We start from the raw sequence: 14,662 nt of genomic DNA, 5'->3' as shown, positions 1-14,662 counted from the left end.
GTCCGTCGGGATGGTGCGGACTGGTGGACGGGCGCCTAGAGCCCGACGCCCGCCATGAGCGTGCCGAGCTCCGTGCGGCCGAGGACGCGCGTCGTCCCCGGGCGCAGGTTGCCGAGCGCGATCGGGCCGATGCGCGTGCGCACGAGGCGCGTCACGGGGAAGCCGACCTCGTCGAACATCCGCCGCACGACACGGTTGCGCCCCGAGTGCAGCACGACCTCGATCATCGTCTGGTCCGCGACCTGGTCGACGACGCGGTACGCGTCCGCCCGCACGACGCCGTCCTCGAGCTCGATGCCGTGCAGGAACTTGTTGGCGACGTTGCCCGGCACCTTGCCGCGCACCGTGACGAGGTAGGTCTTGGGAACCTCGTGCGACGGGTGCGCGAGGTGGTTCGCGAGCTCGCCGTCGTTGGTCAGCAGCAGCAGGCCCTCGCTGTCGGCGTCGAGGCGCCCCACGTGGAACAGCCGCTCGGGGCGGTCGGCCACGAGCTCCGCGATCGACGGACGACCGTCGGGGTCGTGCATCGTGGAGACGACGCCGCGCGGCTTGTTCAGCGCGAGCGTCACGCGCGAGGAGTCGAGCTGCAGCCGCATCCCGTCGACGTGCACGACCGCTCGCTCCGGGTCGATCCGCACGCCCAGCTCGCGCACCCGGACGCCGTCGACCTCGACACGCCCCTGGGAGATGAGCTCCTCGCACGCACGGCGCGAGCCGAGGCCCGCCGAGGCGAGCACCTTCTGCAGGCGGACGCCGTCCTCGACGTGCACGTCGCGCTGCGGCTCCGCGGGCTGCCCGCGGCCCGGGCGGCGCGGCCGACCCGGCTGCTGACCGCCGCGCGCGGCCGTCGTGCCGCGACCCGCGCCCCGGCCACCCTGGCGGGCGCTCGCGCCCCGGCCGGCCGACGCGCCCGTCGAGCCGGAACCGCCCCGTCCGGGCGCACCGCCCGAGCGTGCGGCTCCGCCGCCGCGGGGACCGCCGCGACGCGCGTCGCCCGCCCCGTCGCGTGGGGTGCGACCGCGCCCCCCATCGCCGGGCTGGCGTCCGTCCTTCGAGCTCATGCGTGTCCTTCGTCCGTCGTGTCCTGCGTGGCCTGCGCCACGTCGTGCAGCGCCGGGGCCGACGCCGCTGCGTCGTCCCCGCCGTCAGCCGCACCGTCGGCGGGAGCCGTCGAGGTCGGGGTGGCCGCCCGCGCGGGTCCGCGCAGGTCGGCGAGCCCGTCCAGGCCCTCGAGGTCGTCCATGTCCGGCAGGTGCGGCGCGAGCGGGGGCAGCTCGTCGAGCGACGTGAAGCCCATGCGCTCGAGGAAGTAGCCCGTGGTGCCGAACAGTCCGGCGCCGGTGTGCGGGTCCTGCCCGACCTCGGCCACGAGCCCGCGTGCCACGAGAGTGCGCACCACGCCGTCCACGTTGACCCCTCGCACCGCCGACACCTGGCCGCGGCTGACCGGTTGACGGTACGCGATCACGGCCAGAGTCTCCAACGCCGCCTGCGTGAGACGCGCCGTCTGGCCGCCCTGCACGAACCGTCCCACGACCTCGGCGTGCGCCGGCGCCGAGTACACGCGCCACCCTCCGCCCGCCTCGCGCAGCTCGAACCCGCGCGGCCGCCCGCCGACGTCGCCGCGGTACTCCGCGGCGAGGTCGTGCAGCGCGCTGCGCACCTCCTCGGCCGGGACCGCGAGCGCGGTCGCGAGCTCGACCACCGGGATCGGCTCGTCCGCGACCATGAGCACGGCCTCGAGCGCCGCCGGCAGGCCGCCGGGAAGGTCGTGCACGGCGGGCGCGAGCACCTCGTCGAGGACGGGACCGCCGTCGGGCTGCGTCACGCGGGAACCTCCTGGTCGATCGGGCCGAGGGCGTCCGCCGCCTCGGCGTCGTCGCCCTCGTCGAACTCGCTGCCGACGTCGGCGAGCGCGGGCTCGGGCGCGTCGTCGCCCGACCACCGCACGGTGAGCTCGCCGAGGGGCGTCACCTGGTCGAACGCGACGAGCGCCTGACGGAACAGCTCGAGCAGGGCGAGGAACCGGGCGACGACCACCGCCGTCTCGCTCGCGTCCGCGACGAGGGCGCGGAACGTCGTCGTGCCGTGGCTGCGCACGCGGTCCGCGACGATGCCCGCCTGCTCGCGCACGCTCACCGCAGGCGCGTGCAGGTGGTCGAGCGAGACGCCCGGCGGGGGCGCCTTGGGCGCGAGCGCGCGGGCCGCGAGCGCGGCGAGCTGGTCGGGCCCCATGGTCCACACGAGCTCGGGCAGGAGCGCGGCCAGGTGCGGCTCGAGCTGCACGACGCGCGGAAGACGGCGGCCGGCGCTCTCGAACCGCTCCGCGAGGACCCCCGAGACGTCCTTGTACGCGCGGTACTGGAGGAGGCGCGCGAACAGCAGGTCACGCGCCTCGAGCAGCGCGAGGTCCTCGTCGTCCTCGACGCTGCCGGTGGGCAGCAGGCGGGCGGCCTTGAGGTCGAGCAGCGTGGCGGCGACGACGAGGAACTCGCTCGCGGTCCCGAGGTCCCACCCGGGGTGGTCCTCCCCCGCGGCGCGCGCGGCGGCGGCCGCGCGCTCGGCGTCGCGGATGTACGCGATGAAGTCGTCGGTCACGCGCGCGAGCGCGACCTCGGTGATGTCGAGCTTGTGCTTGGTGATGAGCGACAGCAGCAGGTCGAACGGGCCGCTGAAGTTGTCGAGGCGGACCTCGAAGCCGGTGCGTGCCGGCGAGGCCGAGCCGGGCGGTGACTCGGCGGGCGCGTCAGGCGGCGTCGCCACGGGCGACCAGCTCCCGTGCGAGCTGCCGGTAGGCGACGGCGCCGGGGTGGTTGGGCGCGTAGACGGTGATCGGCTCGGCGGCGACCGACGCGTCGGGGAACTTCACGGTGCGCCCGATGACGGTCTGGAGCAGCTTGTCGCCGAACGCCTCGTGCACGCGCGCCACGACCTCGCGCGAGTGGAGCGTACGGGAGTCGAACATCGTGGCGAGGATCCCGTCGACGTCGAGGCGCGGGTTGAGCCGGTCACGCACCTTCTCGATCGTCTCGACGAGCAGGGCCACGCCGCGCAGCGCGAAGAACTCGCACTCGAGCGGGATGAGGACGCCGTGCGCGGCGGTGAGCGCGTTGACCGTGAGCAGGCCGAGCGAGGGCTGGCAGTCCACGAGGATGACGTCGTAGTCGTCGACCACGGGCCGCAGCACGCGAGACAGGACGGACTCGCGCGCGACCTCGCCGACGAGCTGGACCTCCGCGGCCGAGAGGTCGATGTTGGCGGGCAGGAGGTCGAGGTTCTCGACGTCCGTGGGGACCAGCACGTCGTGGATGTCCGCGCCGCGCTCCATGAGCAGGTTGTAGACGGTGCGGTCGAGCTCGTGCGGGTTGACCCCGAGCCCGACGGACGCCGCGCCCTGGGGGTCGAAGTCGACGAGCAGGACCCGGCGGCCGTACTCGGCGAGAGCCGCGCCGAGGTTGATGGTGGTCGTCGTCTTGCCGACGCCGCCCTTCTGGTTGCACATCGCGATGATGCGCCCGGGGCCGTGCGCCGCGAGCGGCGCGGGGACCGGGAACTCGGGCAGGGGGCGGCCGACGACGTCGGTGCGCGCCTCGGTCGCCTCGTGGCTCGCGCCGTTCGTGGCGTGCTCGACGGCGGGTTCCACGTCGCGCTCGGAGGAGGTCACGGGGGCGGCCGGACGGACGGCGTCGCCGTGCGAGCTCTGCGCGCCGCGCGTCTCGGGCTGGGTCTCGGCCTGGCTGCTCACGCCCGCCACGGTATCGCAGGACCTCGCCCCCGCTCGTGCGCACGCGCCCGCGCGCCGCGTTCCCGCCCGTCGCACGGGAACGGCTCCGTCAGCCGAGCGCGCGAGGGTGGGCGGCCGCGTAGACCTCGCGCAGCGTGTCCGGCGTCACGAGCGTGTAGATCTGCGTCGTCGTGACGGACGCGTGCCCCAGGAGCTCCTGGACGACGCGCACGTCGGCGCCGCCCGCGAGCAGGTGGGTCGCGAACGAGTGCCGGAGAGTGTGGGGCGAGATCCGCTCGGGGTGGTCGATGCCCGCGCGCTCGGCGGCGGTGCGCAGCACGGCCCAGGCGCTCTGCCGCGACAGCCGCGCACCCCGCGTGTTGAGGAAGACGGCGGGCGTGCCGCGCCCGTGCGCGGCCAGCGCCGCGCGGCCCCGCACCAGGTAGGCGTCGAGCGCGCGCCGCGCGAACGACCCGACGGGCACCACGCGTTCCTTGCCGCCCTTGCCGAGCAGGCGGACCGCACCGGTGCCGAGGTCGAGGTCGTCGACGTCGAGGCTCACGGCCTCGGTGATGCGCGCGCCGGTCGAGTAGACCAGCTCGAGCAGCGCCCGGTCGCGCAGCGGGGCGGCGCCGTCGCCGACGCCGGCGGCCTCGAGGATGCGCGCGACCTCGTCGGTCGAGATCGCCTTGGGCAGCCGCTTGCCCTGCGCGGGCGGGCGCACGTCCGCGGACGCGTCGGCGTCGGCCAGGCCCTCCGCGGCGCAGAAGCGGTGCCAGCCGCGCACGGCGGCCACGGACCGGGCGGTGGACGACGGCGAGAGGCGCGCCCCGCCGTCGGCTCCCGTCCGCAGCGCGGTGACGTACGCCGCGACGTCGTCCGCCTCGACCTCGCGCACGGCGTGGTTGCCGCGCGCGGCGAGGAACGCGACGTAGCGCGCGAGGTCGCGCCGGTAGGCGGCGACGGTGTTCGCGGACAGGCCGCGCTCGACGGCGAGGTGCGCGAGGTACTCGCGCGCGGCACGGTCCAGCGCCTCGGGCACGTGCGCCTCGCCGGACCCCATGGTCCTACCGCCCTCCCGGCACGGCCGGGCTCACAGCGGGAGGAAGACGTCGACCGCCACCGCGACGAAGAGCAGGGTCAGGTACGTGATCGACGCGTGGAAGACCTTCATCTCCCCGACCTTGCCGCCCTTGCCGTCGGCCTTGTCCCGAGCGCGGCGGAGCATGGTCACGCACGAGGACAGGAACCAGACCCCGAGCGCGCTGGCGAGGACGCCGTAGACCCAGGTCATGCCGGCGAGCGGCCACAGCGCGAGCGACGAGGCGATCATCGCGACGCTGTAGACGATCATCTCGCGCGCGACCTTGCGGTCGTCCGCGACGACGGGGAGCATCGGCACGCCGGCGTTGGCGTAGTCGCGCTTGAACTTCATGGACAGCGGCCAGTAGTGCGGCGGCGTCCAGAAGAAGATGACGAGGAACAGCGCGAGCGCGGCCCAGCTCAGCGAGCCCGTCACGGCGGACCAGCCGATGAGCACCGGCATGCAGCCCGCGATACCGCCCCAGACGATGTTCTGCGGGGTGCGGCGCTTGAGGATCATCGTGTAGCCGACGACGTAGATCGCGATCGCGGCGAACGTCAGCCAGGCCGAGACGACGTTGACCAGGAGCGCGAACCACACGAGCGACACGACGCCGAGGACGGTCGCGAACACGAGCGCGGCCCGCGGCGTCACCTCGCCGGTGACGAGCGGGCGCCGCTTGGTGCGGTTCATGACCTCGTCGATGTCGCGGTCGAGGTAGCAGTTGTAGACGTTGGCCGACGCGGCCGCGAGCGTGCCACCCACGAGCGTCGCGAGGATCAGCCCGATGCCCGGCAGCCCGCCCTGGGCCAGGATCATCGTCGGCACCGTGGTCACGAGGAGGAGCTCGATGATGCGGGGCTTGGTCAGCGCGACGTAGGCACCGAGGCGCTCACGCAGGGCGAGGGTCGCGCGGGCGGCCTCGGCCGTCGGCACGACCGGGGTCGCGGGGCTCGTCGGCGAGGACGGCTGCTGGGTCGACGCGGCGCCAGACGGGCTTCCGGTCCCGTCGATCGGTGCCTGGCTCGTGGTGTGCACGCGCTTCGGTGTTCCGTTCTGAGATGGGGGGCGAGCTGGGACGGACCGCCGGTCGTCCTCGCTCATCGTACGTCCCCGCCTGCGCCGGGGCCGACCGGACGGGCCGGGCGATTGTGTGACATCCGACCGAAATCCAGCACGTGGGCACCCCCGGGCGGGAACGGCGGGCGCGTATAGGCTGGACCTGCAACCGTCCCGCGTCGGACCGCCCGTCAGGACCTGTGGCCCGCGGACGACGTGACCGGCACCGGGCCGCCCCGCCCCTGAGGCGTGAGGCCGGGAAATGTTCAACGGTTGTTTCGAGTTGTCGCGAGGATCCGGGGCGCGCGCTCCGGACGGGAATGAGGTTCGGTGAACGCGTTGTCCCCTGCTCACACGCCCCTGGACTGGACGGACCTGGACGACCGGGCCGTCAAGACGATCAAGGCGCTCGCCGCCGACGCGGTGGAGAAGGTGGGCAACGGCCACCCCGGCACCGCGATCTCGCTGGCCCCGGCCGCCTACCTCCTGTTCCAGAAGGTCATGCGCCACGACCCGTCGGACGACCGCTGGGTCGGGCGCGACCGGTTCGTGCTCTCGGCGGGCCACTCGTCGCTCACGATCTACCTCCAGCTCTTCCTCGCCGGGTACGGCCTGGAGATGGAGGACATCGAGGCGCTGCGCACGTGGGGCTCCAAGACCCCCGGCCACCCCGAGTACAAGCACACCAAGGGCGTCGAGATCACGACCGGCCCGCTCGGCCAGGGCCTCGCGTCCTCCGTCGGCATGGCGTTCGCGGCCCGCCGCGAGCGCGGTCTGCTCGACCCGTCGACCGCCCCGGGCGAGTCGCCGTTCGACCACCACGTCTACGTCATCGCGTCCGACGGCGACCTGCAGGAGGGCGTGACGAGCGAGGCATCCTCGCTCGCCGGCCACCAGCAGCTCGGCAACCTCGTCGTCATCTGGGACGACAACAAGATCTCCATCGAGGACGACACGGACATCGCGTTCACCGAGGACGTCCTCGCGCGCTACGCGGCGTACGGCTGGCACACCCAGCGCGTCGACTGGACGAACGGCGGCACGGGGTACACGGAGGACGTCGACGCGCTGCACGCCGCGATCGAGGCCGCCAAGGCCGAGACCGGCAAGCCGTCGATCATCGCGCTGCGCACGATCATCGGCTACCCGTCGCCGACGAAGCAGAACACCGGCGGCATCCACGGCTCGGCCATGGGCGCCGACGAGATCAAGGGCCTGAAGATCGAGCTCGGCCTCGACCCCGAGGCGAGCTTCGCGATCGACGACGAGGTGCTCGCGTACACGCGCGCCGTCGGCGAGCGCCAGAGCGACGCGCGTGCGGCCTGGGAGACGGCCTTCGCCGCGTGGAAGACGGCCAACCCGGCGGGTGCCGAGCTGCTCGGCCGCCTCGAGAAGCGCGAGCTCCCGGCCGGCTGGGAGGACGCGCTGCCGACGTTCGAGGCGGGCAAGGCCGTCGCGACGCGCTCCGCGTCCGGCAAGGTCCTCACCGCGCTCAAGGACGTGCTCCCCGAGCTGTGGGGCGGCTCCGCCGACCTCGCGGGCTCGAACAACACGACCATGGACGGCGAGCCGTCGTTCGTGCCGGTCGAGCACGCGACCAAGAAGTTCCCGGGCCACGAGTACGGCCGCACGCTGCACTTCGGCATCCGTGAGCACGCCATGGGCGCGATCCTCAACGGCATCGTCCTGCACGGCGGCACGCGCGCCTACGGCGGCACGTTCCTCCAGTTCAGCGACTACATGCGCCCCGCGGTGCGCCTCGCCGCGCTCATGGAGATCCCGACGACGTTCGTGTGGACGCACGACTCGATCGGACTCGGCGAGGACGGCCCGACGCACCAGCCCGTCGAGCACCTCGCCGCGCTGCGCGCGATCCCGGGTCTCGACGTCGTCCGCCCGGCCGACGCCAACGAGACGTCGTGGGCGTGGCGCACGATCCTCGAGAACACCGAGCGCCCCGCGGGCATCATCCTCACGCGCCAGAACGTCCCGACGTTCCCGCGCGGCACCGAGGGCTACGCCGACGCGTCGGGCACCGCACGCGGCGGCTACGTGCTCCTCGACACCGACGGCACGCCCGACGTCATTCTCATCGGTACCGGCTCCGAGGTGCAGCTCGCCGTCGAGGCACGCGAGATCCTCGCGGGCGAGGGCGTGCAGGCGCGCGTCGTCTCCCTCCCGAGCCGCGAGTGGTTCGACGGCCAGGACGACGCCTACCGCGAGTCGGTCCTGCCGTCGGCCGTCCGCGCGCGCGTGTCCGTCGAGGCGGGCGTGGCGCAGGGCTGGCGCGAGCTCGTCGGCGACGCCGGCCGCACCGTGAGCCTCGAGCACTACGGCGCGTCGGCCGACTACCAGGTGCTGTACCGCGAGTTCGGCATCACCTCCGAGGCCGTCGCCTCGGCGGCGCGCGAGTCCATCGCGGCCGCGCGCGGCGGCGACACCCCGGGTGCCGCGCCGACGCCCTCGGAGGGCGGCACTGGCGACCAGCGCTGACCCTTCGTAGATTCCGAGGTGGGGCCGTGCGCGGCCCCACCTCGGAACTGCCCCGGGAACCGGCCGCCGTGCGCGACGCCCCGGGAGCACGCCCGCAGCGAGAGCACCACCGAGAGGAAGTCCGATGACGCAGTCCCCCACCGTCCCCGGCCCCATCGAGCAGCTCACGGGAGCGGGCGTGTCCATCTGGCTCGACGACCTCTCGCGAGAACGGCTGCGGACCGGCAACCTCGCCGACCTCGTCGCGACGCGCGGCGTCGTCGGGGTCACGACGAACCCCACGATCTTCGCGGCGGCGCTCTCGAAGGGTGACGCCTACGACGCCCAGCTCGCCGAGCTCGCCCCCGCCGGCGTGGACGACGCGGCGGTCGAGGCCGCCGTCGAGCGGATCACGACGGACGACGTGCGCGCCGCCGCCGACCTGCTGCGCCCCGTGTACGACGCGACGGACGGCATCGACGGGCGCGTGTCGATCGAGGTGGACCCGCGCCTCGCGCACGACGCCGACAAGACGGTCCTCACGGCCGAGCGCCTGTGGGCCACCATCGACCGCCCCAACGTCTACATCAAGATCCCCGCGACCGTCGCGGGCCTGGACGCGATCTCGCGCACCCTCGCGCAGGGCATCAGCGTCAACGTGACGCTCATCTTCTCGCTCGCGCGCTACCGCGCGGTGATGGAGGCGTTCGCGATCGGGCTCGAGCAGGCGCGCGCGGACGGCATCGACCTCGCGCCCGTCGGCTCCGTCGCGTCGTTCTTCGTCTCGCGCGTCGACACCGCCGTGGACGCCGCCCTCGAGAAGGTCGGCACCCCGGAGGCGCTCGACCTGCGCGGCCAGGCAGCGATCGCGAACGCGCGCCTCGCGTTCGAGGCGTACGAGGAGTTCCGCCAGACCGACCGCTGGCGCTCGCTCGCCGCGTCCGGCGCCCGGCCGCAGCGTCCGCTCTGGGCCTCGACGGGCGTAAAGAACCCCGAGTACCGCGACACGATGTACGTCGACGAGCTCGTCACCGACGGCATCGTCAACACGATGCCCGAGGCGACGCTCCAGGCGTTCGCCGACCACGGCGTCGTGACGGGCGACACCGTCACCGGCACGGCGGCCGCCTCGCGCCGCACGCTCGAGACCGTCGAGTCCTTCGGCGTCTCCCTCGTCGAGGTCACCGACCGCCTCGAGGAGGAGGGCGTGCGCAAGTTCGAGGACAGCTGGACCGAGCTCCTCGCGACGACGCGCGACAACCTGCGCCGCACCGCCTCCTCCTGACCCCCGCGCGCCTGGCCGCCGTGCGGCGGTCAGGCGTCCGACCTGCGGGAACGGCGACGCGACGACGCGCGCCGCCCGTATCATCCGCAGACGCCTCAGCCTTCTGCAGTCCTCCCGACCCCTCCTCGAAACGGAACGGTGCCACCAGGTGAGACCGGCCAAGATCACGCCAGAGCACAACCCGCTGCGCGACCCGCTCGACCTGCGCCTGCCCCGGATCGCGGGCCCCTGCGGGCTCGTCATCTTCGGCGTCACGGGCGACCTCGCCCGCAAGAAGCTCATGCCCGCGGTGTACGACCTGGCCAACCGTGGCCTGCTCCCCCCGGGCTTCGCGCTCACGGGCTTCGCGCGCCGCGACTGGGAGGACCAGGACTTCGCGCAGGTCGTGCACGACGCGGTGAAGGAGCACGCGCGCACGCCGTTCCGCGAGGCCACCTGGCGCCAGCTCTCCGAGGGCATCCGGTTCGTCCAGGGCTCGTTCGACGACGACCAGGCGTTCGAGCGCCTGCGCGAGACGGTCGAGACGCTCGACGCGGAGCGCGGCACGGGCGGCAACCACGCCTTCTACCTCTCGGTGCCGCCGAGCGCCTTCCCGGTCGTGTGCCGCCAGCTCGCCGAGTCGGGGCTGTCGCGCTCGCAGGAGGACGCGTGGCGCCGCGTCGTCATCGAGAAGCCGTTCGGGCACGACCTCCAGAGCGCACGCGAGCTGGACGCCGTCGTGTCGGAGGTCTTCCCGCCCGACTCGGTCTTCCGCATCGACCACTACCTCGGCAAGGAGACGGTCCAGAACCTCCTCGCCCTGCGCTTCGCCAACCAGATGTTCGAGCCCATCTGGAACGCGAACTACGTCGACCACGTGCAGATCACGATGGCCGAGGACATCGGCATCGGTGGCCGCGCGGGCTACTACGACGGGATCGGCGCCGCGCGCGACGTCATCCAGAACCACCTGCTCCAGCTCCTCGCGCTCGTCGCGATGGAGGAGCCCGTGTCGTTCGACGCGCCCTCGCTGCGCGCCGAGAAGATCAAGGCGCTCTCGGCCGTGCGCCTGCCGCGCGAGCTGTCCAAGCACACGGCTCGCGGCCAGTACGCGGCCGGGTGGCAGGGCGGCGAGGAGGTCATCGGCTTCCTCGACGAGGACGGGATCCCCGCCGACTCGACCACCGAGACCTACGCCGCGATCCGCGTGGACATCGACAACCGCCGCTGGGCGGGCGTCCCGTTCTACCTGCGCACGGGCAAGCGCCTCGGGCGCCGCGTGACCGAGGTCGCCGTCGTGTTCAAGAAGGCCCCGCACCTGCCGTTCGAGACGTCGCAGGCCTCCGACCTGGGCAACAACGCGCTCGTCATCCGCGTCCAGCCCGACGAGGGCGTGACCATGCGCTTCGGCGCCAAGGTCCCGGGCACCGCCATGGAGGTCCGCGACGTCACGATGGACTTCGGGTACGGGCACGCGTTCACGGAGTCCTCGCCCGAGGCCTACGAACGGCTCATCCTCGACGTGCTGCTCGGCGACCCGCCGCTCTTCCCGACGCGCGAGGAGGTCGAGCTCTCGTGGAAGATCCTCGACCCGATCACGGCGCACTGGGCCGCCAAGGGCACGCCCGACCAGTACCGGTCCGGCACGTGGGGCCCGGAGTCGGCCGACGCGATGCTCGCGCGCGACGGCCGTTCGTGGCGGCGCCCGTGACGGCCGTCGTCCCGGCGCCGACCCCGCGGAGCGCGGCGCTCCTGAGACAGACCCCCCGACCCCGTCGTGCCCCCCAGGGCGGCACGACCCTCCGACCGGCGAGGACCCCGCGATGATCATCGACCTGCCCGACACGACGACGAACGCGGTGAACAAGCGCCTCGTGCGGCTGCGCGACGAGGGCGGCGCGATCGCGCTCGGCCGCGTCCTCACGCTCGTCGTCATCGCGCGCGAGTCCGACGTCGAGACGTCGATCGAGGCGGCGAACGACGCGAGCCGCGAGCACCCGTGCCGCGTCATCGTCGTCGCACCGTCCGGCCGGAGCACGACCCCGCACCTCGACGCCCAGATCCGCGTGGGCGGCGACGCCGGCGCGTCCGAGGTCGTCGTGCTGCGGACCGCCGGCCCGCTGCTCGAGCACGCGGACACGCTGGTCATGCCGCTCCTGCTCCCGGACGCGCCGATCGTCGTGTGGTGGCCGGGCCAGCCGCCCGCCTCACCGGACGACGACCCTGTCGGTGCGATGGCTCAGCGCCGCATCACCGACTCGATCACGTCCAAGGACCCCGAGGCGACGCTCGCGCAGCTCGCGACGACGTACGGCCCGGGCGACTCCGACCTGGCGTGGGCCCGTGTCACGCTCTGGCGCGGCCTCATCGCCGCCGCGCTCGACCAGCCGCCGTACGAGCCCGTGACGAACGTCCTCGTCGAGGGCCAGGCCAAGCACACCTCGCTCGACCTGCTCGCGGCGTGGCTCGGCTCTCGCCTGCGGTGCCCCACGCAGGTCGTGCGCCGGCGTGGGGCCGAGGCGATCACGCGCGTCACGCTCGAGCGCAAGAGCGGGCCGATCATCCTCGACCGCCCGGACGGGCGCATCGTGACGATCAGCCAGCCGGGCAAGCCCGACCGTCGCGTCGCGCTGCCCATCCGGACGCTCAGCGAGGCGCTCATCGAGGAGCTGCGCCGCCTGGACCCGGACGAGATCTACGGCGAGGTGCTCACCAAGGGTCTGCAGAAGGTGGGCGCATGACCGCCGCCGGGCCCGGGAGCGCGCACGCGTCCCACGGGCGCCTCGTGGTCGTCCATCCCGACGCCGGCGTCCTCGCCGAGGCGGTCGCGTCGCGGCTCGTGACGCGGCTGCTCGACGTGCAGTCCGTGCGCAGCCCTGTGCACGTCGTCCTCACCGGAGGCACCGTCGGCATCGCGAGCCTCGCGGCGCTCGCGCGCCACCCGGCGCGCGACGCCGTCGACTGGTCGGGCGTGCACCTCTGGTGGGGCGACGAGCGCTTCCTGCCCACCGGGGACCCGGACCGCAACGAGACGCAGGCGCGCGACGCGCTGCTCGCCCACCTGCCGCAGCTCCCGACCGGGAACGTGCACCCGATGCCCGCGGCGGACGTCGTCGCGACCCCCGAGGAGTCCGCCACGGCGTACGCGGCGACGCTTGCCGAGCACGCCCCGGACGGCGCCGAGGTGCCCGAGTTCGACGTGCTGCTGCTCGGGATGGGGCCCGACGGCCACGTCGCGTCGCTCTTCCCCGGGCATCCGGGGCTCGACGTGACGGGCGCCCCGACCGCCGGCGTCCACGGTTCGCCCAAGCCTCCGCCGGAGCGCGTGACGCTGACCTTCGAGGCCATCGCACGCGCCCGTCAGGTATGGGTCGTCGCGGCGGGCGCCGAGAAGGCCCCGGCCGTCGCGTCGGCGCTCGGTGGCGCTCCTGCGGCCGAGACCCCGGCGGCCGCGGTGACCGGCACCGAGCGCACGCTCTGGCTCGTCGACGCCGCAGCAGCGGGCACGCGGGACGCCGACCGATGACGTCCGGCGGCGAGCGCCTCGATCCCGTGGCGACCTGGGACGCGGTCGACGCCTACTTCGCCCCGCTCGTGGGCGAGGACGACGTGCTCGCCGCCGCAGGCGCCAGGGCGCGGGCCGCCGGCCTCCCGGAGATCCAGGTCTCCCCCGCGCAGGGCCGCTTCCTGCAGCTCCTCGCGCTCGCCACCGGCGCGCGGCGCGTGCTGGAGGTCGGCACGCTCGGCGGCTACTCGACCATCTGGCTCGCGCGTGCACTGCCTCCCGGCGGCATGCTCGTCACGTGCGAGATCGATCCCGCCCACGCCGCGGTCGCGCGGGAGTCGCTGGCCGAGGCCGGCCTCGCGGCGATCGTCGACGTCGTGCTCGGCCCGGCGGCGGACACGTTGCGGCGTCTCGTCGACGAGGGCGCCGAGCCGTTCGACCTCGTGTTCGTCGACGCGGACAAGCCGTCGAACCCGGTCTACCTCGACCTGGCGATCCGGCTCTCGCGGCCGGGCACGCTCGTCGTCGTGGACAACACGGTCCGCGGCGGCGCCGTCGCCGACGCGGAGAGCACGGACCCGAACGTGCTCGGGGTCCGGGAGATGGTCGACCGCGTCGTCGCGGACCCGCGGCTCGACGCCACGGCCGTGCAGACCGTGGGGTCCAAGGGCTACGACGGGTTCGTGCTCGCGCGCGTGCGCTGACCCGCGCCCGCGTCCCGGCCTCCGCGCCGGGACGCGGAGGTCAGCGGCCGCGGCGCGCCCGCAGCGCGGCGAGCGCCTCGTCGAGGATCGCGACGCCGTCCTCGTCGCTGCGACGCTCCTTCACGTACGCGAGGTGCGTCTTGTAGGGCTCGTTGCGCGACGGCGTCGGCGGGTTCTCCCGGTCCTGCCCGGCCGGGAAGCCGCACCGCGGGCAGTCCCAGGTCTCGGGCGCCTCGATCTCCGCCTCCGAGGAGAAGCTGGGCCGCGTCTCGTGACCGTTCGCGCACCAGTAGGACACCCAGAAGCGCGGCGCGATCTCGCCACGCTCGGACTCCCCGAGCGGTCCCGCCCCGACGCGCGACCCGCGGATCGCGTTACCACCTGCCACGTGCTCTCCCCCGTCCGTGCCGTCGTCGGCACTCGATCCTGCCCGTACCCCGCCGTCCGGCGCGGCTGCCCCCTGCCGACTCCTCGAGCCCTGCTCGACCGTGCGACGCCCCGGACGGGACGTCCGTGGGTCAGCTCACCTTCTGGAGGAGCCCCAGGAGCACGATGACGACCGTCCAGACGAGGGCGAACGCCACGGTGATCCGGTTGAGGTTGCGCTCGGCGACGCCGGAGCTGCCCACCGAGCTCGAGATCCCGCCGCCGAACATGTCGGAGAGGCCGCCGCCCTTGCCCTTGTGCATGAGCACGAGCAGGGTGAGGAAGCCGCTGGTGAGGACCAGCAGGACCTGGAGGATGATGCGCAGCACGTCCACGAGTACGTCCTTGAGTTCAGGGCCGGCCCGACGGGTGTCGAGCGCGACCGCACGGTTGTCGTGCGCAGGCGTGACCTGCCGCACAGGGG

General features: G+C 73.9%; 13 protein-coding genes and 1 pseudogene. 6 read left to right on the top strand and 8 right to left on the bottom strand.

What is annotated here, in order from left to right; translation table 11 throughout:
• Nucleotides 1-35: 35 nt before the first annotated feature.
• The 6 genes and pseudogenes from JN535_RS06290 to JN535_RS06265 form a co-directional block, all read right to left on the bottom strand.
• Nucleotides 36-1,061 (bottom strand): pseudouridine synthase, encoded by a 1,026-nt coding sequence (locus JN535_RS06290; protein ID WP_205203870.1) that lies wholly within the window; start codon nt 1,059-1,061, stop codon nt 36-38.
• A 158-nt stretch (nt 1,062-1,219) separates the two neighbouring features.
• Nucleotides 1,220-1,828, bottom strand: a pseudogene (gene scpB, locus JN535_RS06285) (SMC-Scp complex subunit ScpB); the annotation flags it as partial.
• The gene (locus JN535_RS06280) at nt 1,825-2,763 is read right to left on the bottom strand and encodes a segregation and condensation protein A (protein ID WP_205203861.1); all 939 of its coding nucleotides are present in this window, start codon (nt 2,761-2,763) and stop codon (nt 1,825-1,827) included. The gene JN535_RS06280 and the pseudogene scpB, both read right to left, overlap by 4 nt.
• Nucleotides 2,747-3,562: a ParA family protein gene (locus JN535_RS06275; RefSeq protein ID WP_240200765.1), complete on the bottom strand. Its 816-nt coding sequence runs from the start codon at nt 3,560-3,562 to the stop codon at nt 2,747-2,749. The genes JN535_RS06280 and JN535_RS06275 overlap by 17 nt, the downstream gene beginning before the upstream one ends.
• A gap of 271 nt (nt 3,563-3,833) precedes the next feature.
• Nucleotides 3,834-4,787, bottom strand: a complete 954-nt coding sequence (gene xerD / locus JN535_RS06270; protein ID WP_205203859.1) for a site-specific tyrosine recombinase XerD — start codon at nt 4,785-4,787, stop codon at nt 3,834-3,836.
• Between the two features lie 30 nt (nt 4,788-4,817).
• A complete protein-coding gene (locus tag JN535_RS06265) occupies nt 4,818-5,744 on the bottom strand; it encodes a heme o synthase (protein ID WP_205204626.1) in 927 nt (308 codons plus the stop codon).
• Between the two features lie 453 nt (nt 5,745-6,197).
• Between JN535_RS06265 and tkt the strand changes: the two genes are divergently transcribed.
• The 6 genes from tkt to JN535_RS06235 all read left to right on the top strand — a co-directional run bounded on the left by tkt (nt 6,198) and on the right by JN535_RS06235 (nt 13,812).
• Nucleotides 6,198-8,360 (top strand): transketolase, encoded by a 2,163-nt coding sequence (gene tkt / locus JN535_RS06260; protein WP_205203857.1) that lies wholly within the window; start codon nt 6,198-6,200, stop codon nt 8,358-8,360.
• 124 nt (nt 8,361-8,484) lie between these two features.
• The gene (gene tal / locus JN535_RS06255) at nt 8,485-9,624 is read left to right on the top strand and encodes a transaldolase (protein WP_205203855.1); all 1,140 of its coding nucleotides are present in this window, start codon (nt 8,485-8,487) and stop codon (nt 9,622-9,624) included.
• Between the two features lie 148 nt (nt 9,625-9,772).
• Complete coding sequence (zwf, locus tag JN535_RS06250; RefSeq protein WP_205203853.1) at nt 9,773-11,314, top strand: glucose-6-phosphate dehydrogenase; 1,542 nt, start codon at nt 9,773-9,775, stop codon at nt 11,312-11,314.
• A gap of 112 nt (nt 11,315-11,426) precedes the next feature.
• Nucleotides 11,427-12,344, top strand: a complete 918-nt coding sequence (gene opcA / locus JN535_RS06245; RefSeq protein ID WP_205203851.1) for a glucose-6-phosphate dehydrogenase assembly protein OpcA — start codon at nt 11,427-11,429, stop codon at nt 12,342-12,344.
• On the top strand, nt 12,341-13,129 hold the full coding sequence (pgl, locus tag JN535_RS06240) for a 6-phosphogluconolactonase (protein ID WP_205203849.1): 789 nt from the start codon (nt 12,341-12,343) through the stop codon (nt 13,127-13,129). Before opcA ends, pgl begins: the two co-directional genes overlap by 4 nt.
• A complete protein-coding gene (locus tag JN535_RS06235; protein WP_205203841.1) occupies nt 13,126-13,812 on the top strand; it encodes an O-methyltransferase in 687 nt (228 codons plus the stop codon). Before pgl ends, JN535_RS06235 begins: the two co-directional genes overlap by 4 nt.
• A 40-nt stretch (nt 13,813-13,852) precedes the next feature.
• On the opposite strand, the gene JN535_RS06230 is transcribed toward JN535_RS06235, so the two are convergent.
• Together JN535_RS06230 and secG are read right to left on the bottom strand one after the other, a co-directional pair.
• Nucleotides 13,853-14,200: an RNA polymerase-binding protein RbpA gene (locus JN535_RS06230; protein WP_047232819.1), complete on the bottom strand. Its 348-nt coding sequence runs from the start codon at nt 14,198-14,200 to the stop codon at nt 13,853-13,855.
• A gap of 130 nt (nt 14,201-14,330) precedes the next feature.
• Complete coding sequence (gene secG, locus JN535_RS06225; protein WP_205204624.1) at nt 14,331-14,573, bottom strand: preprotein translocase subunit SecG; 243 nt, start codon at nt 14,571-14,573, stop codon at nt 14,331-14,333.
• Nucleotides 14,574-14,662 lie beyond the last annotated feature (89 nt).

The organism is Cellulosimicrobium cellulans, from assembly GCF_016921195.1.
Lineage (GTDB): Bacteria > Actinomycetota > Actinomycetes > Actinomycetales > Cellulomonadaceae > Cellulosimicrobium > Cellulosimicrobium cellulans_F.
This window is presented reverse-complemented; position numbering and strand designations above follow the sequence as displayed.

Coding starts and splice junctions, on each gene's coding strand:
- opcA (WP_205203851.1), top strand. CDS start 11,427: ATGATCATCGACCTGCCCGACACGACGACGAACGCGGTGAACAAGCGC.
- tal (WP_205203855.1), top strand. CDS start 8,485: ATGACGCAGTCCCCCACCGTCCCCGGCCCCATCGAGCAGCTCACGGGA.
- JN535_RS06235 (WP_205203841.1), top strand. CDS start 13,126: ATGACGTCCGGCGGCGAGCGCCTCGATCCCGTGGCGACCTGGGACGCG.
- pgl (WP_205203849.1), top strand. CDS start 12,341: ATGACCGCCGCCGGGCCCGGGAGCGCGCACGCGTCCCACGGGCGCCTC.
- xerD (WP_205203859.1), bottom strand. CDS start 4,787: ATGGGGTCCGGCGAGGCGCACGTGCCCGAGGCGCTGGACCGTGCCGCG.
- JN535_RS06290 (WP_205203870.1), bottom strand. CDS start 1,061: ATGAGCTCGAAGGACGGACGCCAGCCCGGCGATGGGGGGCGCGGTCGC.